Annotated in this window: 22 protein-coding genes, 1 tRNA gene and 1 pseudogene; 15 read left to right on the forward strand and 9 right to left on the reverse strand. The window is 74.0% G+C overall.

The window, feature by feature from the left end; translation table 11 throughout:
• The first annotated feature begins 26 nt into the window (after positions 1-26).
• A complete protein-coding gene (locus tag HCN08_RS05345) occupies positions 27-1,145 on the forward strand; it encodes a GNAT family N-acetyltransferase (protein WP_407648696.1) in 1,119 nt (372 codons plus the stop codon).
• On the opposite strand, the gene HCN08_RS05350 is transcribed toward HCN08_RS05345, so the two are convergent.
• Positions 1,138-2,604 carry a glycosyl hydrolase gene (locus HCN08_RS05350; protein ID WP_167981717.1) on the reverse strand — a complete coding sequence of 489 codons (1,467 nt, stop codon included), beginning with the start codon at positions 2,602-2,604 and terminating at the stop codon, positions 1,138-1,140. The genes HCN08_RS05345 and HCN08_RS05350 overlap by 8 nt on opposite strands.
• Before the next feature lie 325 nt (positions 2,605-2,929).
• Here HCN08_RS05350 and HCN08_RS05355 point away from each other — a divergent pair, with 325 nt between their 5' ends.
• Entirely contained in the window at positions 2,930-3,403 is a 474-nt protein-coding gene (locus tag HCN08_RS05355; protein WP_167981718.1) for a tyrosinase family oxidase copper chaperone, read from the forward strand.
• An 81-nt stretch (positions 3,404-3,484) separates the two neighbouring features.
• Entirely contained in the window at positions 3,485-4,354 is an 870-nt protein-coding gene (locus HCN08_RS05360; RefSeq protein ID WP_167981719.1) for a tyrosinase family protein, read from the forward strand.
• Positions 4,355-4,434: 80 nt separating this feature from the next.
• On the opposite strand, the gene HCN08_RS05365 is transcribed toward HCN08_RS05360, so the two are convergent.
• Positions 4,435-4,719 carry a chaplin gene (locus HCN08_RS05365; protein ID WP_167981720.1) on the reverse strand — a complete coding sequence of 95 codons (285 nt, stop codon included), beginning with the start codon at positions 4,717-4,719 and terminating at the stop codon, positions 4,435-4,437.
• Positions 4,720-4,917: 198 nt separating this feature from the next.
• Between HCN08_RS05365 and HCN08_RS05370 the strand changes: the two genes are divergently transcribed.
• Positions 4,918-5,421 carry a DUF5949 family protein gene (locus HCN08_RS05370; RefSeq protein WP_167981721.1) on the forward strand — a complete coding sequence of 168 codons (504 nt, stop codon included), beginning with the start codon at positions 4,918-4,920 and terminating at the stop codon, positions 5,419-5,421.
• A gap of 30 nt (positions 5,422-5,451) precedes the next feature.
• Here HCN08_RS05370 and HCN08_RS05375 read toward each other — a convergent pair whose 3' ends face one another.
• A complete protein-coding gene (locus tag HCN08_RS05375; RefSeq protein ID WP_167981722.1) occupies positions 5,452-5,715 on the reverse strand; it encodes a hypothetical protein in 264 nt (87 codons plus the stop codon).
• A gap of 89 nt (positions 5,716-5,804) precedes the next feature.
• On the reverse strand, positions 5,805-6,236 hold the full coding sequence (locus HCN08_RS05380; protein ID WP_167981723.1) for a FluC/FEX family fluoride channel: 432 nt from the start codon (positions 6,234-6,236) through the stop codon (positions 5,805-5,807).
• A 274-nt stretch (positions 6,237-6,510) separates the two neighbouring features.
• Here HCN08_RS05380 and HCN08_RS05385 point away from each other — a divergent pair, with 274 nt between their 5' ends.
• On the forward strand, positions 6,511-7,554 hold the full coding sequence (locus tag HCN08_RS05385) for a TolB-like translocation protein (protein WP_167981724.1): 1,044 nt from the start codon (positions 6,511-6,513) through the stop codon (positions 7,552-7,554).
• 52 nt (positions 7,555-7,606) lie between these two features.
• On the opposite strand, the gene HCN08_RS05390 is transcribed toward HCN08_RS05385, so the two are convergent.
• From HCN08_RS05390 to HCN08_RS05400, 3 genes and pseudogenes are all read right to left on the reverse strand, one after another.
• Positions 7,607-8,200, reverse strand: a complete 594-nt coding sequence (locus tag HCN08_RS05390; protein WP_322974246.1) for a hypothetical protein — start codon at positions 8,198-8,200, stop codon at positions 7,607-7,609.
• Positions 8,201-8,368: 168 nt separating this feature from the next.
• A pseudogene (locus HCN08_RS05395) lies at positions 8,369-8,767 on the reverse strand (DnaJ family domain-containing protein); the annotation flags it as partial.
• Between the two features lie 73 nt (positions 8,768-8,840).
• Positions 8,841-10,583: a SpoIIE family protein phosphatase gene (locus tag HCN08_RS05400; protein ID WP_167981726.1), complete on the reverse strand. Its 1,743-nt coding sequence runs from the start codon at positions 10,581-10,583 to the stop codon at positions 8,841-8,843.
• Between the two features lie 139 nt (positions 10,584-10,722).
• Between HCN08_RS05400 and pip the strand changes: the two genes are divergently transcribed.
• Entirely contained in the window at positions 10,723-11,694 is a 972-nt protein-coding gene (gene pip / locus HCN08_RS05405) for a prolyl aminopeptidase (protein WP_167981727.1), read from the forward strand.
• Between the two features lie 86 nt (positions 11,695-11,780).
• Here pip and HCN08_RS05410 read toward each other — a convergent pair whose 3' ends face one another.
• Positions 11,781-13,133, reverse strand: coding sequence for an MFS transporter (locus HCN08_RS05410; RefSeq protein WP_322974247.1), 1,353 nt, complete (start codon positions 13,131-13,133; stop codon positions 11,781-11,783).
• A gap of 689 nt (positions 13,134-13,822) precedes the next feature.
• Here HCN08_RS05410 and HCN08_RS05415 point away from each other — a divergent pair.
• The 3 genes from HCN08_RS05415 to HCN08_RS05425 all read left to right on the forward strand — a co-directional run bounded on the left by HCN08_RS05415 (position 13,823) and on the right by HCN08_RS05425 (position 15,813).
• A complete protein-coding gene (locus tag HCN08_RS05415) occupies positions 13,823-14,728 on the forward strand; it encodes a LysR family transcriptional regulator (protein WP_167981729.1) in 906 nt (301 codons plus the stop codon).
• Positions 14,729-14,814: 86 nt separating this feature from the next.
• Positions 14,815-15,111, forward strand: a complete 297-nt coding sequence (locus HCN08_RS05420; protein WP_033173270.1) for a type II toxin-antitoxin system VapB family antitoxin — start codon at positions 14,815-14,817, stop codon at positions 15,109-15,111.
• Between the two features lie 87 nt (positions 15,112-15,198).
• Positions 15,199-15,813: a LytR C-terminal domain-containing protein gene (locus HCN08_RS05425; RefSeq protein ID WP_240969797.1), complete on the forward strand. Its 615-nt coding sequence runs from the start codon at positions 15,199-15,201 to the stop codon at positions 15,811-15,813.
• Positions 15,814-15,887: 74 nt separating this feature from the next.
• On the opposite strand, the gene upp is transcribed toward HCN08_RS05425, so the two are convergent.
• Positions 15,888-16,523 (reverse strand): uracil phosphoribosyltransferase, encoded by a 636-nt coding sequence (gene upp / locus HCN08_RS05430; RefSeq protein ID WP_167981730.1) that lies wholly within the window; start codon positions 16,521-16,523, stop codon positions 15,888-15,890.
• 168 nt (positions 16,524-16,691) lie between these two features.
• On the opposite strand from upp, the gene HCN08_RS05435 reads away from it, so the two are divergent.
• The 6 genes from HCN08_RS05435 to HCN08_RS05460 all read left to right on the forward strand — a co-directional run bounded on the left by HCN08_RS05435 (position 16,692) and on the right by HCN08_RS05460 (position 19,013).
• A complete protein-coding gene (locus HCN08_RS05435) occupies positions 16,692-16,865 on the forward strand; it encodes a hypothetical protein (protein WP_167981731.1) in 174 nt (57 codons plus the stop codon).
• A 267-nt stretch (positions 16,866-17,132) separates the two neighbouring features.
• Complete coding sequence (locus tag HCN08_RS05440; RefSeq protein WP_167981732.1) at positions 17,133-17,672, forward strand: tRNA adenosine deaminase-associated protein; 540 nt, start codon at positions 17,133-17,135, stop codon at positions 17,670-17,672.
• Between the two features lie 83 nt (positions 17,673-17,755).
• On the forward strand, positions 17,756-18,202 hold the full coding sequence (locus HCN08_RS05445) for a nucleoside deaminase (protein WP_167981733.1): 447 nt from the start codon (positions 17,756-17,758) through the stop codon (positions 18,200-18,202).
• A gap of 41 nt (positions 18,203-18,243) precedes the next feature.
• Positions 18,244-18,333: transfer RNA gene (locus tag HCN08_RS05450), tRNA-Ser, on the forward strand.
• A 202-nt stretch (positions 18,334-18,535) separates the two neighbouring features.
• Positions 18,536-18,700 (forward strand): hypothetical protein, encoded by a 165-nt coding sequence (locus HCN08_RS05455; protein ID WP_167981734.1) that lies wholly within the window; start codon positions 18,536-18,538, stop codon positions 18,698-18,700.
• Positions 18,701-18,719: 19 nt separating this feature from the next.
• Positions 18,720-19,013 (forward strand): Dabb family protein, encoded by a 294-nt coding sequence (locus HCN08_RS05460; protein ID WP_167981735.1) that lies wholly within the window; start codon positions 18,720-18,722, stop codon positions 19,011-19,013.
• Positions 19,014-19,068: the final 55 nt, after the last annotated feature.

Genomic DNA, 19,068 nt, shown 5'->3' on the forward strand with positions numbered 1-19,068 from the left:
TACCGGCAGGTGCCTTCGACGTCACCATTTGCCGCGACCCCGGCGCCTTCGCCGCGCTCGGCGACGAATGGCGCGCGCTGCACCGCAGGTGCCCGCAGGCGACCGGCTTCCAGACGCACGCCTGGCTGCACTCCTGGTGGCTCTCCTACCGCACGTCCCGCGACCGGCTCCGGGTCGTCCTTGTCCGCCGCGACGGGATCCTCGTGGGGGCCGCGCCCCTCATGCGGTCCTACCGGCCCTGGCCGGTCGTCGTGCCGCTCGGCGGCGGCATCACGGACTACGCCGACGTCCTCGTCGACGCCCGCGCCCCTGACGGGGTCGTCGAGGCGCTGGCCCGCGGAGTGCGCAGGGCGGGGCGCGGGGCGGTCGTGACGTGGGGGGAGGTGCGGCCGGGGGCGGCGGTCCTGGGGCTGTACGACGCCTGGCGCGGGCCCAAGCGGCGCGGCGTCGGCTCGGTGTGCCTGGAGCTGCCCGGACTGGCCATGGACGGGCTGATCGGCCGGGTGGGCAGTTCGCGCGGGCAGCGCATCCGGGCCGACCTGCGCAAGCTGGACGCCGCCGGCGTGACGGAGCGGGACGCGGCCCCGCACGAGGTGCCGGACGCCGTCGCGACCATGCTGCGGCTGCACCATATGCAATGGCGCGGCCGTGGGGTGACGCCCGAGCACGTACGGGCACGGTTCGCCGAGCACCTGGTGCGGGCGGCGACCGCCATGGTCGGGGACGGCGACGCGGTCGTCACCGAATTCCGCCTCGACGGCAGCGTCGTCGCCGTGAACTTCACCGTCCTGTCGCCCGCTCTGGCCGGCGGGTATCTGTACGGCGCCGACCCGGCGTTGCGCGATGCCAAGGTCGACGTCACGACGCTGCTGATGCGGCACGGCGTACGGCACGCGGCGGGCGCCGGGCGGCCGGTGCTGAGCCTGCTGCGGGGTGCGGAGCCGCACAAATTCCACTGGCGGCCCGAACACGTCGTCAACGAGCGGCTGCTGCTCGCCGGCCGCCCGCTCGCCCCTGTGCTGTACGCGCGGTACGCCCTCGCCGCCGCCCGCACCCGCCTGGCCCGTACGGCGGCGGCCCGGCTCCCCGCGCTGCGGTCCTGGCGCGGCCGGCTGCGGGAACTGCGGGCCCGGCGCGCTACCTAGCCTTGCGCGACGGCTGCGGTACGGGCGCGGCTCCCGGCGCCGGCGCGGCGGTCCTGCCCGGGCCCTTCGTCGGCGCGAGGACGGTCGGCACGGCGGCGGGCGTGGCACTGGGCTTCACCGCGGGCTTCGGGGTGGGCTGGGGAGTGAGCTTCGGGGTGGGCCGCACCGTGGGTGCGGCGGTCGTGGTGCCGCTCGGCGTGGCACTGGGCGACGGCGTGGCAAGAGGTGCCGGTTCACCGCTGGGCGACGCGCTCGGCGTCGACGTCGCCGTGACCGTCGCGGTCGCGGTCGGCGTCGCGGTCGGCGAAGGTGACACCGACGGGCTCGGCGACCCGGACGCCGTCGGCGTCACCGAAGGTGTCGGCTCCGCAGTAGGCGTCGGCTCGGCAGTGAGCGTGGGCGTGGGCGTGGCGGACGGCGTCACCAGCGCGGCGCCGAGCCCGGACAGCAGCGTGCGGAAGACCTTCGACGACCGCGGGTTGTCCGCGCACTGCCACACGCCGTGCGGGCAGTAGTCGGTGATGGTCTGGTACATCGCGTCGTGGTCGCTCATCCAGCGCAGCATGAGCGCCACGTAGTCGGGGTTGTCGCCGTTGCGGAACAGGCCCCACTCCGGGTAGGACACCGCCTTGCCGTGCCGGGCGGCGAAGTCGACCTGGGCCTGGAGGCCGTAGGGCTCGGTGACCTGGCGGGCGAAGGACTCGCCGGGCGGCTGGTCGTAGGAGTCCATGCCGATGATGTCGACGGTGCCGTCCCCCGGGTAGCACTCGGTCCACGGGATGTCGTCCGTGCCGCGGCTCGGCGCGAAGTCGAAGCGGAACCGCTGGCCCGGAACCGCGCGCATGGCGGCGACGATGCGGTTCCAGTACGCCTTCCAGTCCTCGGGGTCGGGCCCGCAGCGGTGGCTGTAGGTCGTGCCGTTCATCTCCCAGCCGAGCACGACGACCGTGTCCGGCACGCCGAGTTCGACCAGGTGCTCGGCGAGCCGGGTGAAGTGCTCGTCGAACGCGCCGGACGCGCCCTGCCGGATGAGGTCGCGGACCTCGCGGTCGGGGAGGTGGTCCTCGTTGCGGGCCTGCATCGGCACATTGAGCACGAAGAGCCGGTCCTGCTCGGCGCGCCGCCAGTCGGCCCACGGCTGGAGCAGGTCCTGCGGGCCCTCGATACCGTCCCAGTCGTCGCCGGGCAGGTAGGTGTGCCCGACCCGCACCGGGGTGCCGCCGAGCCACTGCGACAGCCCCGAGAGGGCCTGCACGCCCTGCTCGCCGGAGTCGGTGAAGGCGCCCAGGTACGGCAGGTCCAGCGGGACGGAGCGCCCGGCGGGAGAGGCGGAGCCGGCCGGAGCGGGCGCTCCGCCGAAGACGGAGCCGAGGGCGGTGGCCGTCAGGCCGGTCATGAGCAGGGCCGCCGTGGCGACGCCGACACCCGTGCCCGCCACCACCCGGCGTCGGTCGACCATGGTCACTCCTTGCGCGTCGGTTGCAACGACGGGAAGAACGTGCCTCGCCCATGGCAAGTCATAACGTATGAATTAATAAATGCGCGCGGTGGCCTAGACGCCGCGCGGGCGCCTTCCGGGCCGCCCGCCTGCGGCGCTCGGGCCGGAAAAACACTGACGTGACGTCAAATGCGTTCACGGCACAGGCACGGAAGGCCCACCCACCCTCACTCGGGCGGATGAATTTTCGGCCTGGGGTTGCCGATAATCCGCCGTTTCCCACCCCCCGCAGCTACATGATTGCCCGGCAGTCGACGGGTGACATAACGGACGAGAGGAGTCGGTCGTGAGCGAAACCGGCATCACGGACAACGACCACCGGCCGGCCGCGCGCCGCGCCGTGACCCGCAGACGTGTGTTCCAGTCGGGCGTGACGGCCGTCGCCGCGGTGTCGGGGACCGCGGCGGCCCTCTATCCGCTGCTGACGGCCCCTCAGGAGAGCGGTGGGGCCGCGGCGGTCGCCGTGGGTCCCGGCGACCCACAGGACGGCCGGGGGGCCGTCACGACGGCCGTGGAGCCGCTCTTCGACGAGGTCTACCGGGGCCGCCGCATCCAGGGCTTCAGCGACCCGGGCGAGGACGGCGTGGCCATCACCGTGGACGGGACGCCGCTGCCGGTCATGCGCCGGGTGGACGGCAGCTGGATCAGCACCGCCAACCACTACCAGCCCTACACGACGCCACTGGCCACCGCCCGCGGCGCGGTCGACGTCATCGGGCAGGCGCAACTGTCCCGGGACCTCGCACACCACCACGCCTGACCCGCGCCCGGCCGGCCCGGCCGGCCCGCCACACGCGACCCGCCACTGACCCGCTCACCTCCACCGATCGGGGCGTCACCGGTGTACACCCGCAAGAACCAGCGGAATCTGACCAGCAGCCAGCGCAGCCGCTTCGTCGAGGCGGTCATCGAGCTCAAGCGCGCCGGCCGCTACGACAAGTACGTCCGCCTGCACGCCGAATACTTCGCCTCGGACGGCGAGACCGGGCTCCGGGTGGCGCACATGGCACCGACGTTCTTCCCCTGGCACCGGCAGTTCCTGCTGGTGTTCGAGGGCGAACTGCGCGAGCTCGACCCCGGCGTCACCATTCCGTACTGGGACTGGACGGCCGACAACAAGACCACGTCCGCACTGTGGGGGGCGGACTTCATGGGCGGTGACGGGCGGGACAGCGACGGGCAGGTGACGACCGGCCCGTTCGCGTACAGCACGGGCAACTGGCCCATCACCTACGGCGTCACGAACGAGAAGTACCTCACGCGCAACATGGGGCGGCCGGACCGGCCCATCGCGCTGCCGACCAAGGCGGAACTGGACGGCGCGCTGTCCATCGCCACGTACGACACCGCGCCGTGGAACTCCGCGGCCAGCACGCAGGGCTTCCGCAACAAGATCGAGGGGTGGACGGTCAGCGAGACCAAGGGCGGCTATCTGCACAACCGCGTGCACCAGTGGGTGGGCGGGCACATGGTGGGCGCGGCCTCGCCCAACGACCCGGTCTTCTGGCTGCACCACGCCTTCATCGACCTGATCTGGGTGCGCTGGCAGCGCCTGCATCCCACGTCCGGCTACCTGCCCGCCAAGCCGCTCGCCCAGGGCGACCCCGAGCACGGCCGGGCGATCAGCCTCGACGAGCCGATGCCGCCGTTCGGGGTGCGGCCGTCGCAGGTGCTGGACCACCGGCGGTACTACACCTACGAAGAGGCGTGACGCCGCGACAGGGCCCGTCCATGCGAAAACGGCCTCCCGCACCTCGTGGTGCGGGAGGCCGTGACGCGTCCGCGGACGGACTACCAGTCGTCGCCGTTGTCGACGGGCGCCTGGACGGTGGTCTGCGAGGAGTTCTCGCACTGGTTGCCGAACGTCGGGTTCAGCAGGCCGATCACGTCGACGGTGTTGCCGCAGAGGTTGACCGGGACGTGGACCGGAACCTGGATCAGGTTGCCGGACAGCACGCCAGGGGAACCGACCGCGGCGGCCTGGGCGCCTGCGTCGGCCACCGCCATCCCGGCACCGCCGGCAATGACGGCGCCGGCGGCGGCGGTGACGGCCGCAACCTTTGCGATACGCGACATCGAAATCTCCCTGAGAGGTCTGAGAGGACTGAGAGGAAAAACCCGCCGCAATATGGTGCGGCTTTGGCGCACTGGGCAACGGATCCGGATCACGGATGGTCACGCAAGTTGCGCTGTTCTGGTGATTCGGTATCGGATTACGCCGTTGGAGTGACAAGCATTCCGGAACCGGCCCCCGCGGCGGTTAGTGTCCGGCGCATGAGCCAGACAAATACCGCGTCCGACGCGTCGATGCTGAGCCGGCTGGGGACCCTCGTGGTCATCCCGTGGTCCGGCGAGAACCAGGAGGACGGCCGGGACACCGCCTTCCTGATGGCCTACACCCTCGGCGACGGCGTCGGGGGCCCCGCGGACTCGCAGGCCGCCGTGCTCGCCGTCGCCAGGCAGGCGGGACTGCCGGTCGGCGGGGAGGTCCTCGACGTCGGCCGGGGGCAGAAGGCCCCCGTGAAGGTCCTCGTCGAGGGCGGCAAGGCGATCCTGACGATGCCGTACCTGCACGCCGTCTGCCCCGTGCCGGACGAGTGGACGGCCGCCGCCCGCTCCCGCGGCACGGTCTACGTCATCCTCGCCAGCCGGCCATGGCCCCAGGCCGCGCCCCGCCGCCCGATCACCGAGCGGGACCTCCAGGCCTTCGCCGCCGATCCGGCAGTGCTGACCACGGCCGCGCACTGCCGGATCCCGGTCGGCAGCCTCATCTCCTGACCGCTCCTGATTGCCGCCGACCGCCCGCGGCTACTGGTTGACCAGTTCGTTCCCCGCGTTGACGGCGTCGGTGCCGGCCTGCACGGCCTTCTTCACGGCGGTGACCTTCTTGGCCACGCCGGACTGCGCGACGATCCCCTGCGTGGCCTGCTGGCCCACCGTCTGCGCGGTGACGGCGGTGCCGCTGAGGGTCGAGCCGAGGTCGGCGGCCTGGGCCGCCGCCGTCGCGGAGCTGGCTGCGGCGAGCAGGACCGAGCCTGCCGCCGCCTTGCTGATGATTCGGCGTACGTTCATGATCCTTACAACGAGTGACGGCCCCTCAGGGCACGCCGGCTCACCCCCACGAGCCCGTCCGGAACCCGCGGACGGGCCCGTGCGCCCCCTCACCGCTCCCGCCACGCCAGGAACCCCCGCACCCCCCACGCCGCCGCCCACACCGCCGCCATCGCCGCCAGGGCGGTCCCGACGGCGTACGCGGCGGCGGTGCCGCCCTGGTGCGCGTCGATCAGCCGGCGGGTCTCGACCGCGTACGTCGAGAAGGTGGTGTAACCGCCCAGCACACCGGTGCCGAAGAACGGCCTGACCAGCCGGTGCGCCGCCCAGACCTCGGTGATCACCACCATGAAGGCGCCGATGACCGCGCAACCGGTGACGTTCACCCAGAAGGTCGTCCACGGGAAGGCGCCGGACGACTGGGGCCACAGCAGCAGCGCGCCGTACCGCCCGCTCGCGCCCGCGGCGCCGCCGGCCGCGACCACGGCGACCACCGGCCACTGGCCGTGCATCGGGCCGGACCTGCCCTGCGGCAACCGCATCCGCGGCGTCCCCTCTCGTGCGCGAGCGCCCAGCGTATTGCGCACAGCTGCGCATATTGCCGAGCCACGCGGCGAAAACCGCAGGTCGAAGCGGGCCCGTCCGACACGCCGTCAGGTCCTCGGCACTACGCCGTCCCACCGCCCCGCCCGCTGTTGCAGGCATGTGACAACGGACGGACACCAGACGGACGTTGCCCCGCCAGTCTTTTTCTCGACGCCGCTGCTGCCGGCGCCAGAGGGCTCACACACCGCAATCCGCCAGGGGGAAACCGTCATGTCCGCTCGCGCCAGATACCGCCGCTCCGCCACCGTCGCCCTCGTCGCGAGCGTCACCGCGGGAATCGGCCTCGTCCTCACCGGCTGCGGCCCCGAGGACGCCACCGGCGCGGACGGCTCCGGCACCTCGGCCACGAGCACCCCCACCGGCGGCGCGGACCAGGGGTCGGGCGCCGACGGGCAGCCCGCGGCCTCCACCTCGGACAAGCCCGCGCCCAAGGTCAACGGCACCGCCCACAACGGCCTCACCATCAGCGACGGCACCCGCTACGTCGTCATGAACGGCACCCGCGTCGACTTCGGCACCGAGGTCCGCGACCTGGCCTGGTCGCCCGACGGCGGCAAGGCGGCCTTCGTGGACGGCGACGGCGACCTCGTCGTCAGCAACCCCGACGGCAGCGGCCGTACCGTCGTGGCGAAGAACCCGGGCGGCCAGAACTGGTCGCACCCCACCTGGCAGACCCGCGCCGCCGACACGCAGAACGGCGTGCCCGGGGTGAACAACCTGCTCTTCGCGGCCCGCAAGGACGGCGTCACGCGCCTGTACGGTGTCCCCGCGACCGCGCACAATGCCACGCCCGCCGTGCTGCCCCTCAACCACGAGTCCGGCGAGAACGCCAAGCCGCTGCCGCAGACGGGCAACACCTGGCCCGACTCCGCCGGCACCTATGGCGACGCCGTCTACGCCAACACCGGCGACGGGCAGGTCTACATCCGCGACGACTACCTGCGGCAGCAGGGCGCCCCGATCACCAAGGGCTCCGAGCCGGCGCTCTCCCCGCGCCAGGACGACGGTTTCGTCTTCGTCCGCTCCGTCGGCGGCCACGACCACCTCTTCCGCGAGACGCCCGGCGACGGCGGCCCGGTCTTCAAGGACCTGACCCCGAACGCCGGCACCGACTACACCGAGCCGGCCTTCTCGCCCGACGGCAAGACCCTCGCCGCCCGCACCCCCGCCGGCATCGTGACGCTCCCGGCCGACGGCTCCGCGGCGCCGGTCAAGGTCTCCGACTACACGGGCCTGCCCGCCTTCCGCGGCTGACGGCCCCGGGCGGCACACCGGCCGTCGGTCCCCGGCCGTCAGTCCCCGGCCGTCAGTCCCCGGCGGCCTCCCGGGCCGCCAACTCCGCCCGCAGCTCGTCCAGATGCGCGTCCGACACGTCGTGCGGCAGGAACTCCACGACGTCGAGGAACCGGAAGAGGACGTTGTCCGGCGTGATCGCGAACTCGTAGTCCGCGAAGCCGACCACCGCGCCCATCGACCCGCGCACCGCGCCCCTGACCACATGCGCCGTCATGTCGTCGGGGGCGTACGCGCTCGTGCCGCGCCGCGCGTTGGGCCGGGCGAGGTAGGGGCACACCATGGACGCGTACAACATGCACGCCCGGTGCCCCGGGCCCTCCAGTGTCGGCGCCATGTTGCGGTACGGGCGCCCCGCCGCGACGGCTTCGCCTATTGCCGAGCTTTCCGCCGCGCCCACCACCCGCCACACCGGGCCGCGCGGCATCAGCCGGCCGCACACCGAGCACAGCCGCCCGCGTGCGCAATGGGCGCTGCGCTCGTAGTCGGTCAGCGCGAACTGCGGCTGCTCGTCCTCCCACGGCGTGATCGCCGGTACGGGATAGCCGCGGGCGTCACGCGGCCTGGCCTCGACGGACGGCGGCATGGGGACGGATTCGAAGCGCACCGCCCATCCTTATCAGCCCGACCGCGACCGGCGGAACAGCCGTACGAAACCGCTCTTCCGGCCCGTTTCCGCGCCGCGCTCCGGGGTACCGGCACCAGCCCCGGCCTCCGCCGAGGCCTCCGCCGAGGACCCCGCCTCTTCCGCCGAAGCCGCGGCCAAAGCCCCCGCCTCCGCCCGCGCCGCCCGCCACTCCGCCACGACCTGCTCCACGTCGTACAGCCCGCGCCCCAGCGGCGGCCCCTCCAACGGGCGCCGCATCGCCTCGCGCAGCTTGTCGTTGACGATCTCCACGATCCGCCGCACCTGCGCCTCGGTCCGCGCCGCGCCGACCTCCGCCATCGCGTCCTCGGCCTGCCTGCGCAGCACCAGCGACGCGGGCAGCCCCGACAGGCCCTCGCGCTGCATCTTGCGCCGCACCCACCACAGCTCGTCGTAGGGCTCGTCCATCCCCGGCAGCGGCTTGCCCGCGCCCGGCAGCGACGTGAAGTCCCCGCGCCGCTCGGCCTCGCGGATCTGCTTGTCGGCCCAGGTCTCGAACGAGACCCCGGGCGGTTTGCGTTCGGTCATACGGCGCTCCTCCCGCACCGGCCGGGTACGTACGCGCACGCACCCCGCGAGAGGCCGGCGCGCACCCCCCAGGCTACGACCCGGCCCCGCGCGGCGGCCGGGCGCGGGCCGCCAGCAGCGCCACGTCGTCCTCGGCGGCGGTCGGGGCGAGCCGGTGCACGACGCGGGCCAGCAGCCCGTCCAGCGGGCCCTGCGCGTTCGGCAGCGTGAGGCCGCCGAGCCGGGCCAGCGAGGTGTCGATGTCCTCGCCCCGCCGCTCCACCAGGCCGTCGGTGTAGAGCAGCAGCGTGTGGTCGGCGGGCCAGTCGGCGTAGACCGCCTCGTACTGCCCGCCCAGTTCCGCGCCCAGCGGCGGCCCGGGCGGGACGTCCAGCAGGGTGATGACGCCGTCCGGGGCGACGACGGCGGGCGGCAGGTGGCCGGCGTTGGCGAACCAGCAGCCGCCGCGTACGGGGTCTGCGAGGGCCAGCAGGCACGTTCCCGGGCGCTCGGTCCGGGCCGCGGCCAGCAGGCCGTCCATGCGGCGCAGGACGGCGTCCGGGGCGTCGCCGTCGCCCGCGACGACCCGCAGCATCGAGCGGTAGTGGCTCATCTCCACCGCCGCCTCGACGCCGTGGCCCATGACGTCGCCCATTGCCAGCAGCGTGACGCCGCCGGGCAGCGCGAGCGTGTCGAACCAGTCGCCGCCGACCAGGTCCGTCGCGCCCGAGGGCAGGTAGCGGGTCGCGACGTCGACCTGGGGGTGCGGGATGCCGGGCGCGGCGAGCAGGGCGCGCTGGAGCTCCACCGCGATGCCGTGCTCGCGGCTGTAGCGGCGGGCGTTGTCCATGCTGATGGCGGCCCGGTCGGCGAGCGCGACGGCCACGTCCACGTCGTCGTCGCCGAACGCCGGCGAGGAGCCGGCCCTGATCAGCGTGACCGTGCCCAGGCGGGCGCCGCGCGCGGCGAGCGGCACGATGAGCGCCGAGTGGATGCCGGCGGCGCGGTAGGCGGCCACGCGTTCGGTGTTCGGCGCGGAGCGGCCCATCTCGGCGTCGTCGGGGACGTTGTACGTGACGGGCCTGCCGGTCTCCAGGCAGCTGGGGATCGCGGAGCCCGGCTGGTAGTCGACGAACTCGCCGGGCACCCCGAACTGCGGCACCGCCTCGCGCAGCGAGGACACGGAGGCGAGCGAGACCCTGCGCAGCCGCAGCACCCCGTCCTGCGGCGGGCGGCGGCCCTCGGAGCCGCTCATGGCCAGCAGTTCCACGCCGGCGGCGTCGGCGATGACCTCGACGAGCAGGTCGCACAGCTCCTGGCAGGTGCGGTCGACCTCCAGGGTGCGGCCGATGCGCACCGCCGCGGTGTCCAGCAGCTCCAGCCGCTCGCGGGTGCGCTCCAGCTCGGCCTGCGCCTCGCGGTCGGCGCTGACCTCCATGATGACCGCGCCCAGGCCGCGCACCCGGCCGTGGGTGTCCTCCAGCCGGTGGTAACTGCCGCGCCATACGCGCAGCCGGTGCGGGGAGTCGGCGCGGGTCTGCCCGCTGGAGATCATCTCGCGGGGCTCGCCGTCGGCCAGTACCTGGTGCAATGTGTCCAGCCCGGCGTCCACGCCGGGTACGACGTCGCCAATGGTGCGGCCGATGTGCGCGTCGGCGTCCACGCCGTTGATGAGGGCGAGCGCGGGGTTGACGTAGACGTAGCGCAGGTCGGTGTCCAGGACGGCGACGCCCGCCGACGTCCCGTGCAGCAGCGCGCCCCACACCCAGGGGTCGCCGTACGCGCCCAGAGCCGCGCCGGCACTGCCCGGGCCCGCGCCCGGACCCGCGTCCGGCATCGCCGCCACCCCCTCCCTCCGCGCCTGGAGTCCTCTGCCTACCAAGGGTGCCCCGCCCCCGCGGGCGCAGCGAGTTTTACGGGCCCGCCGAGCGGAAATACGTCGCCGGGCCCGGGCGCGCACGGCAGGGTGGGGCGCCATGACGACCGAGCCGCACATGACCATCGAGCCGTACGAGACGGGGATGCTCGCCGTCGGGGACGGCAACCACGTGTACTGGGAGACCTGCGGGAATCCCGAGGGCAAGCCCGCGCTGGTGGTGCACGGCGGGCCGGGCTCCGGGTGCACGCCCGGCCACCGGCAGATCTTCGCCGCCGACCCGCACGCCTACCGGGCGGTCCTCTTCGACCAGCGCGGCTGCGGCCGGAGCCGCCCGCACGCCGCCGACCCGGCGACCGACCTGGCGCACAACACCACCGCGCACCTGGTCGCCGACATGGAGCGGCTGCGCGAGCACCTGGGGGTCGACCGCTGGCTGCTGATCGGCGGTTCGTGGGGCTCCACGCTGATCCTCGCGTACGCGCAGGCGCACCCCGAGCGGGTCTCCGAGATCGTGATCAACGGCGTGACGACGACCCGGCGGGCCGAGACGGACTGGCTCTACGGCGGGGTCAGCCGGTTCTTCCCCGAGGAGTACGAGCGCTTCCGCGCCGGTGCGGGTCCCGGCGTCGCGCCGGGCGGTGTCGTGGCGGCGTACGCGGCGCTGACCGGGCATCCGGAGGCGGCCGTGCGGGAGCGGGCGACGGCGGAATGGTGCGCGTGGGAGGACGCGGTGCTGTCGCTGGAGCCGCACGGGGGGCCGCGCCCGTACAGCGACCGGCCGGGCGCGGCGAAGCTGGCCATGGTGCGGCTGTGCACCCATTACTTCTCCCAGGGCGCATGGCTCCCCGAGGGCGCGCTGATCGCCGGCGCCCCGCGGCTGGCCGGCATTCCCGGCGCCCTTTTCCACGGCCGGCTCGACCTGAGCTCGCCGCTGGACACGGCGTACCACTTGGTAAAGGGCTGGGCGGACGCGGAGCTGACGGTGGTCGGGGACGCGGGGCACAAGGGGAGCGCGGCAATGAGCAGAGGCGTACGGGAGGCGCTGGCGGGTTTCGCGGGGCGGCGCTGAGGTCGGGTTCGAGGGTTGTACGTTCTTCCGGCGGTCTGACCGTCTCACGGTCGTACGGTCTTACGTTCCCGCGCGGTCCGACGGTTCTACGGTCCGACGGTCGTACGGTCCTGTGGGCGCCGGTCCGGGCGGGAGGCCGCCGCGAGGAGGGCCGCCGCGGCGCACACCGCGCCCGCCAGCAGCAGGGCGAGCGCGACCCGGTGGTCGGCGCGGCCCGCCCCGTGGTGCGGGGCCACCGTCGCGAAGGCGCCGAGGACGGCGACGCCGGCCGTCGCGCCGAGCTGCCGCACGGCGTTGAAGAGCCCGCCGGCCGCTCCCGCGGTGCCCTGCGGGGCGAGGCCGACGACCGCGGTGGTCAGGGCGGGCAGCGCGCACGAGACGCCGAAGCCGCAGCCGGCCAGGCCCGCGGCGAGCAGGGCGTACGGGGCGCCCGTCCCCACGGCGGCGGCCATGAGCGCGCCGCCCGCCGCCAGCAGGCACAGCCCCGCCAGGACCGGTCCGCGCGGCCCGGTGCGGACGACGATCCGGCCAGTGAGCAGGGGGTTGAAGGCGGTGGGCAGCGTCATCGGCAGGAAGGCCAGGCCGGTGCCGATGGCGCTGTAGCCGAGCCGCTGCTGGAGCAGCAGGGGCAGGACGAAAAGCACACCGGTCAGGGCGAAGCCGACTGCCGCGCCGGCCAGCAGCATCACGGCCATGCCGGGCGCCCGCAGCACCGCGCGGGCCAGGACGGGTGCGGGGCTGCGCCGCTCGCGCACCGCGAAGGCCCACCCGGCGGCCAGGGCCGCGCCGCAGGACCACGCGGTGTGGGCCCAGTGCCGGCCGCCCAGCGCGATGAGCGCGTCCGTGCCCAGGGCGAGCGCGGCACAGGCCAGTACCTGACCCGTACGGTCGATACGGCGGGCGGGGTCGGCGGCGCAATGGACTGCGCGTCCGGCGACCAGGGCGAGGGTGAGTGCGGCGATCGGCACGTTGACGAGGAACACCGCGCGCCAGCCCGCGAGCCCGACGAGCAGGCCGCCGGCGATCGGCCCGGCGGCGAGCGCGGCGCCGCTGACCGCCGCCCACACCGCGATGGCCCGCGCCCGGCGGGCCGGCTCGGGATACAGCCGGGTGATCAGCGCCATGGAGCTGGGCACGCAGGCCGCCGCGGCGACCCCGAGGACCGCCCGCAATATGACGAGCGTCCACACATTGGGCGCGGCTGCGCACATTGCCGAGCCGACCCCGAAGACGGCGACCCCGCCGCGGAAGAGCCGGTGCGCCCCGAAGCGGTCGCTGACCGCACCGGCGGACAGCAGCAGCGCCCCGAACGCGACGGTGTACCCCGTCACGGCCCACTGCAGCCCGGCGACCGACCCCCCGAGCGCCCCCGCGAGGTCCGGCTCGGCGACGGACAGCACGGTCATGTCGAGCAGCACCATGAAGTACCCGAGCGCCACCCCGAGCAACGCGTACGGCTGCGCCGCCGCCTGGGCGTCCGGCGAGGGTGGGGGTACGGAAGCGGTGGTGGGCCCAGGCCCGGGCGCATGGCCCGCGCCCGACGCGGCTACGGGAACGGCCCCGGGGGCGGGGGAAGCGCCGGGCCCGAGCGGAGGGGCCGCAGGGGCCGTGCCGGCCCCAGGTGCGGCTGCGGCCTCGCCCGGCGGGCGTACGGGTCCGGACCCGGGCGGGGTCATGGCTTCGTCGGGCCTTGGTGCGGGCGCCGGGGTGGGGCGCAGGGGCGGGGTGGGCATCGGCTCTCCGGGTGGCCGGGGTGGTCCGGCGGTGCAGGGGACGGGACGCCCGTCAGCGTCCGCCCGGCCCGGGCGGTGGCTCCACCGGCGGAGCCGCACGCTGCATTCGGCCGGGCCGAACGCAGGGGCGCGGGTCGGGGAGGATGGCGGGGGACACGGACGGCGTAAGGCGGCGAAGCAGCCGCTACCGGCCCGCCCGCGGCCGGGTCCAGCGCCGTCCAAGCCACGCCACGCCAAGCCCCTCGGCCGGGCCAAGCCGCATCCTCCGAGCCGGGGCCGCCTCGACCAAGCCGGGCCCGCCTCAGCCGGCCGAATCCGCCTCGACCAACCACGCCCGCCCCACCCGAGCCGGCCGCCCGGCCGGGCGGCGTCGCCGCACCCACGGGGAGCAAGCAATGGAACTGCGCCAGTTGCGCACCTTCGAAGCCGTCGTCCGCGGAGGCAGCGTCACGGATGCCGCGAACGTCCTCGGGATGGCGCCGTCGTCCGTGTCGCAGGCGGTGCGGACGTTGGAGCGGGACCTTGGGGTGCGGCTGTTCGAGCGGGATCCGCGGGGGATGCGGGCGACCGCGGCGGGCAGGGAGCTGCTGGTGTGGGCGCGGCGGCTGCTCGGGGAGGTGGAGGAGGCCCGGCGGGAGGTGCGGGCGGTGGACGCGGCGGCGCGTGAGCTCATGACCGTGCGGCTCGGGGCGCTGGAGTCGATCGCGGCGGAGTTGGTGCCGCCGATCCTGGCCCGGCTCGCCGAGCGCAGGCCGGGGCTGCGGGTGGAGGTGCGGGCGGTCGCCTCGCGGGACGCGCTGCTGGCCGCGGTGCGCGGCGGTGAGCTGGACGCGGCGCTGCTGCTCGACACCGGGGACGCCCTCGGCGACCTCGGCTTCGCGGTGCCGCCGGGCGCCCCGCTGGACTTCCTCGACCTCGATCCGGTGCCGCTGCGGCTGGTGGCCGCGCCGGGCCATCCGCGGGCCGCAGCGCGCGATCTGCGGCCCCGCGACCTGGACGGCGAGCGGCTGCTGGTCAACGCGGCGTCCAGCTGCTCCTTCGCGCTCGCCGCCGCGCGGCTGTTCGGCCCCGCGGTCGAGCGCGTCCAGGCCGGCAGCGTCGCCGTGATGCGCGCCTGGGCCCGGCAGGGCGTCGGCCTGGCCCTCCTCCCGGCGTTCGCCGTCACCGCCGACCTCGACGCCGGCACCCTGGTCGGCCTCGACCTCACGCAGGCCCCGACGCTCCACCTGCGCCTCACCTGGCCCCCGTCGGCCGCCGCCCACCCCGCCACGCGCGCCCTGCTCTACGCCACCTCGGCCTGAGATCCGGGGCACGGCCGCCGGGTCCATGTCAGGTGAGCCCCGGGAGGGTGCTGCGCCTCAAGAGGCGGGACCGGTAGGCTTTCCGTGTGATCTTCAAGCGCATCGGAAGCACTCGGCCGTACCCGGACCACGGCCGGGTGAGTACGCGTGAGTGGGCCGACGTGGCCCCCCGACCTGTGCGGCTGGACCAGTTGGTGACCACCAAGGGCCAGCTCGACCTGGAGACGCTGCTCGCCGAGGACTCCACCTTCTATGGCGACCTGTTCGCGCATGTCGTCAAATGGCAGGGTGACCTCTACCTCGAAGACGGCCTGCACCGAGCCGTCCGCGCCGCCCTCCAGCAGCGTCAAGTGCTGCACGCCCGGGTCCTGGAGATGGACTGACAATCCGCTTACGCTGCGCTCATGAGCATGCTGACGCCCTCTGGGATGGGCGGTAAGTACCGAGTCACCGGGGACCAGTATCCGCGGATGCGACGGCCGAAGAAGCGCGGCCGGATCGTGGCCGCCGTGATCGCCTCGGTCGTCGTGCTGGGCCTCTTCGGCTACGGCGCGCTCCAGCTCTTCGATGTCTTCAAGGGCGACGACGGGGACACCAAGGCGAACGCCGCCCCGCAGAACCGCCCGTGCACGCCCACCACCACCGCGCCCGCGCTCAAGCCGATGGCGCTGCCGCAGCCCGCCGGTGTGACGGTGAACGTCTACAACGCCACCACCCGCGGCGGCCTGGCCAAGACCACGGCGGACGCCTTCGCCAGCCGCGGCTTCAAGGTGAAGGCGTTCGGCAACGCCTCGCCGCCGTACGACAAGAAGGTCACGCAGTCGGCGCTGATCGTGGCGGGACCGGCCGCCGAGGCCGCCGCCCGCGAGGCGGGTACGCAAGTTGCCGGGTCGATGGTGAAGATCGATCCGACCCGCAAGGACAAGAACGTCGATGTGATGATCGGCAACGCGTTCACGGCGCTCGCCTCCCCGGCGGACGCGGCCAAGGCCCGTGTCGTCGCGGCGAACCCCCCGCCGCCGAAGGCGGTGTGCGCGACCGGCGCCCCGGCCACCACGCCCGCGAAGGCTCCGGCGAAGCCCTGAGCCGCGGGAGAGAGCACCGGCCTGCGGGGCGGGCCCGGCCGAGACCGGCCGGGCCCGCCCCCACGATCCAGCCGCTAGCTCACGGCCCCGTACAGCCGGTCGCCCGCGTCGCCGAGGCCGGGGACGATGAAGCCCTGGTCGTTGAGGTGGTCGTCGACCGCGGCGGTCACGACGGTGACGGGCTTGCCGGCGAGCTTGCGCTCCATCGTCTCGACGCCCTCCGGCGCGGCCAGCAGGCACAGCGCGGTGACGTCGTCGGCGCCCATGTCGATGAGCAGGTCGATCGCGGCGACCAGGGTGCCGCCGGTGGCCAGCATGGGGTCGACGACGTAGACCTGGCGGCCGGACAGGTCCTCCGGCATCCGGGTGGCGTACGTCGTCGCCTCCAGGGTGTGCTCGTCGCGGACCATGCCGAGGAAGCCGACCTCGGCGGTGGGCAGCAGGCGCATCATGCCGTCGAGCATGCCGAGGCCGGCGCGCAGGATCGGCACGACCATGGGCCGCGGGTAGGACAGCCGCACCCCGGTGGTGGGCGCGACGGGCGTGCGGATGTCGACCTGCTCGGTCCTGACGTCGCGCGTGGCCTCGTAGGCGAGCAGGGTGACCAGCTCGTCCGCCAGCCGGCGGAAGGTCGGGGAGTCGGTGCGCTCGTCGCGCAGCGTGGTGAGCTTGTGCGCGACCAGCGGGTGGTCGACGACGTGGAGACGCATACCGATGACTGTAACGGCCCCTCCGGGTGCCGCTGCCAGCCCCGCCTCACCCTCGGCTCCTGCGCCGCCGGTGGGGTAAACCGCCCGTAAGAGGGAAAGTGGGTCTGTACGCCCGGCCGTGTCAGCCGGGTGCACACGACCGGGCACCTCCCAGGGACGGTGACGCCCATGGCGGACCACGACGACAGCGCCGGCCAGCAGGACTCGGAGCGCCGCAGGCGCCGCGCGACCTTCCTGCGCGAGCTCAACGAGGCCCGCGAGCTGCGCGAGCGCGTGCAGCCGCGCCGGGCCCGCGCGGCACGCATGCGCCGGCAGATGCGGATGCGCACCTTCCGGTGGTGAAAATCACCTGGCCCGGGACGGGCGCCACATGAGCGCTGCGTGACCGTTTCATGGCGGGCGGGTGACCGAAGGACCCCCGCAATGGCGGTACGGGGGCGCGTAATCCCACGAAAGTGACGAAGACCTGGCACGTCGCAGTGCCGAAGACCCTTCGCAACGCCCCGGTTTCTGCCACGATGCCGATGGGTGGGGCCGACCGGAGCCGGTGGAAGCCGACGCCAGGCCCTCACCCGGTCCGGACGGCCTGAGACCTGTGGGAGAGTCACGGTGTACTTCGCCGCACTGCTCGCGCGCACCGAGGACGGTTGGCAAGCGAGCGAACCCGATCTCGACAATGTGGAAACCCTCGCCGATCTGAGTGAACTGGCCCGTGCGGCCGGCGACGAGGACGAAACGGTTCTGGTCTTCATCGAGCAGGAGGACGCCTGGTTCGGCGTCGTCCGTGTCGACGGTGAGGACGACCCCAGGATCTACGTGTCCGACGCGGCAGCCGCCGCCCGCAGCTCGTACGGGGAGATCCTGCTCACCGACGAGGTACTGGGGCGCGACCCGCAGGACCTCGACGACCTGGTCGACCTCGACGGCACCGAGGACGGCGACACGGAGGACGACGAGGGGGCCGTCGCCGGCCTCTCGGAGGACCACGTGCCCGTCGGCCCGCTCGGCGAGACCGATCTGCTCGCCGACCTGGGGATGAGCACCAAGGAGCTGCTGGCCCTCAGCGGCGACGGGGCGCTCACCGGTGAGGCGCTCGGCGAGATCGCCGAGGCCCTGGGTTGTGCCGACGTGCTGGAGGCGGTCCGCTGACACCTCACCCACCGGCATCGCCACCTCCGCCAGGGGACGCGGGCGACCCGCCCGACCCGGTCCGCGACCCGTGGGCGACCGCCATGCGGCTGGCCCTGGCGGAGGCGGAACTGGCTCCGCTCACCGGCGACGTCCCGGTGGGCGCGGTCGTGCTGTCCCCGGACGGCAGGACCGTGCTCGCCCGTGCCCGCAACGAGCGCGAGGCCACCGGCGACCCGACCGCCCACGCCGAGGTCCTCGCCCTGCGCCGGGCGGCCGAGGCGGTCGGCGAATGGCGGCTGACCGGCTGCACACTGGTCGTCACCCTCGAACCCTGCGCCATGTGCGCGGGCGCCCTCGTCCAGTCCCGCGTCGACCGCGTCGTCTACGGCGCCGTCGACCGCAAGGCGGGCGCCGCCGGCTCCCTGTGGGACCTGCTGCGCGACCGCCGCCTCAACCACCGCCCCGAGGTCGTCCCCGGCGTCCTCGCCACCCCGGCCGCCGGCCTCCTCACCGCCTTCTTCCGCACCACCCGCCCGCTGGACCGCTAAGGATTACCGACCACGTCCCGGCGTGGGCTAAGCTCTCTCCCGGTAGCGTGTCCGAGCGGCCTAAGGAGCACGCCTCGAAAGCGTGTGAGGGGGCAACTCCTCCGTGGGTTCAAATCCCACCGCTACCGCCAGATGCACACCGGATGCACACGAACACCCCATCTGCCCAGGCGAGCAGGTGGGGTTTTGTGTTGCCCGCACGGGGCTCCGCGCTGCCCGCACCCACTGGCGTTCGTCGTATGAAAGGCTTGGCGGGACGTCGGATTGGCGTATCTGGTGGATAGACTCAGGCGATTGCACGTGCCGGGCCGCGACTGGGGGTGGGCAAGGAGCATGGCGCAGGCGAGGAAGATCGCCACGTACGTGCTGGTGATCTTCGTGCTGTACACGATCATCAACCAGCCCGCGCGGGCCGCCGACCTGGTGCAAGTAGGCTTCGTGGGGATATCGAACGCGGCCAAGAGCATCGGGCAGTTCATGCACGACCTGGCCAACTGACGAAGGCCGAGGGGGCCGCATGATCCGGCATCTGGTGCTGTTCAAGCTCAACGACGGCGTCGCGCGCGACGAGCCGCGGGTCGTCGCGGGCGCGAAGGGGTTCGCCGAGCTCGGGGCGCTCGTGCCCGAGGTGGTGTCCTGGGAGTGCGGCTGGAACGTGACGGACCGGCCCGTGGCGTACGACTTCGCGATCAACTCCTCGGTCGCGGACACCGCCGCGCTGCAGCGCTACCTCGAACACCCGGCGCACCAGGCGGCCGTCGCCCCCTGGGCGGAGTTCGCCACCTGGGTGATTGCGGACTACGAGATCTGAGCCGGCCGCACGCCCCCGCGCGGGGTGTGCGACGGGTCGCACCGAGCCCCCTGCC

Origin of the sequence: Actinacidiphila epipremni (assembly GCF_012034175.1) — a bacterium.
Classification (GTDB): domain Bacteria; phylum Actinomycetota; class Actinomycetes; order Streptomycetales; family Streptomycetaceae; genus Actinacidiphila; species Actinacidiphila epipremni.

Excerpts from the sequence above, each read along its gene's own strand:
- HCN08_RS05375 (WP_167981722.1), bottom strand. The coding sequence starts at position 5,715 with ATGAACGTACGCCGAATCATCAGCAAGGCGGCGGCAGGCTCGGTCCTG.
- HCN08_RS05415 (WP_167981729.1), top strand. The coding sequence starts at position 13,823 with ATGGAACTGCGCCAGTTGCGCACCTTCGAAGCCGTCGTCCGCGGAGGC.
- HCN08_RS05365 (WP_167981720.1), bottom strand. The coding sequence starts at position 4,719 with ATGTCGCGTATCGCAAAGGTTGCGGCCGTCACCGCCGCCGCCGGCGCC.
- HCN08_RS05380 (WP_167981723.1), bottom strand. The coding sequence starts at position 6,236 with ATGCGGTTGCCGCAGGGCAGGTCCGGCCCGATGCACGGCCAGTGGCCG.
- HCN08_RS05425 (WP_240969797.1), top strand. The coding sequence starts at position 15,199 with ATGCGACGGCCGAAGAAGCGCGGCCGGATCGTGGCCGCCGTGATCGCC.
- HCN08_RS05350 (WP_167981717.1), bottom strand. The coding sequence starts at position 2,604 with ATGGTCGACCGACGCCGGGTGGTGGCGGGCACGGGTGTCGGCGTCGCC.
- HCN08_RS05385 (WP_167981724.1), top strand. The coding sequence starts at position 6,511 with ATGTCCGCTCGCGCCAGATACCGCCGCTCCGCCACCGTCGCCCTCGTC.
- pip (WP_167981727.1), top strand. The coding sequence starts at position 10,723 with ATGACGACCGAGCCGCACATGACCATCGAGCCGTACGAGACGGGGATG.
- HCN08_RS05400 (WP_167981726.1), bottom strand. The coding sequence starts at position 10,583 with ATGCCGGACGCGGGTCCGGGCGCGGGCCCGGGCAGTGCCGGCGCGGCT.
- HCN08_RS05445 (WP_167981733.1), top strand. The coding sequence starts at position 17,756 with ATGCGGCTGGCCCTGGCGGAGGCGGAACTGGCTCCGCTCACCGGCGAC.
- HCN08_RS05455 (WP_167981734.1), top strand. The coding sequence starts at position 18,536 with ATGGCGCAGGCGAGGAAGATCGCCACGTACGTGCTGGTGATCTTCGTG.
- HCN08_RS05370 (WP_167981721.1), top strand. The coding sequence starts at position 4,918 with ATGAGCCAGACAAATACCGCGTCCGACGCGTCGATGCTGAGCCGGCTG.
- HCN08_RS05435 (WP_167981731.1), top strand. The coding sequence starts at position 16,692 with ATGGCGGACCACGACGACAGCGCCGGCCAGCAGGACTCGGAGCGCCGC.
- upp (WP_167981730.1), bottom strand. The coding sequence starts at position 16,523 with ATGCGTCTCCACGTCGTCGACCACCCGCTGGTCGCGCACAAGCTCACC.
- HCN08_RS05460 (WP_167981735.1), top strand. The coding sequence starts at position 18,720 with ATGATCCGGCATCTGGTGCTGTTCAAGCTCAACGACGGCGTCGCGCGC.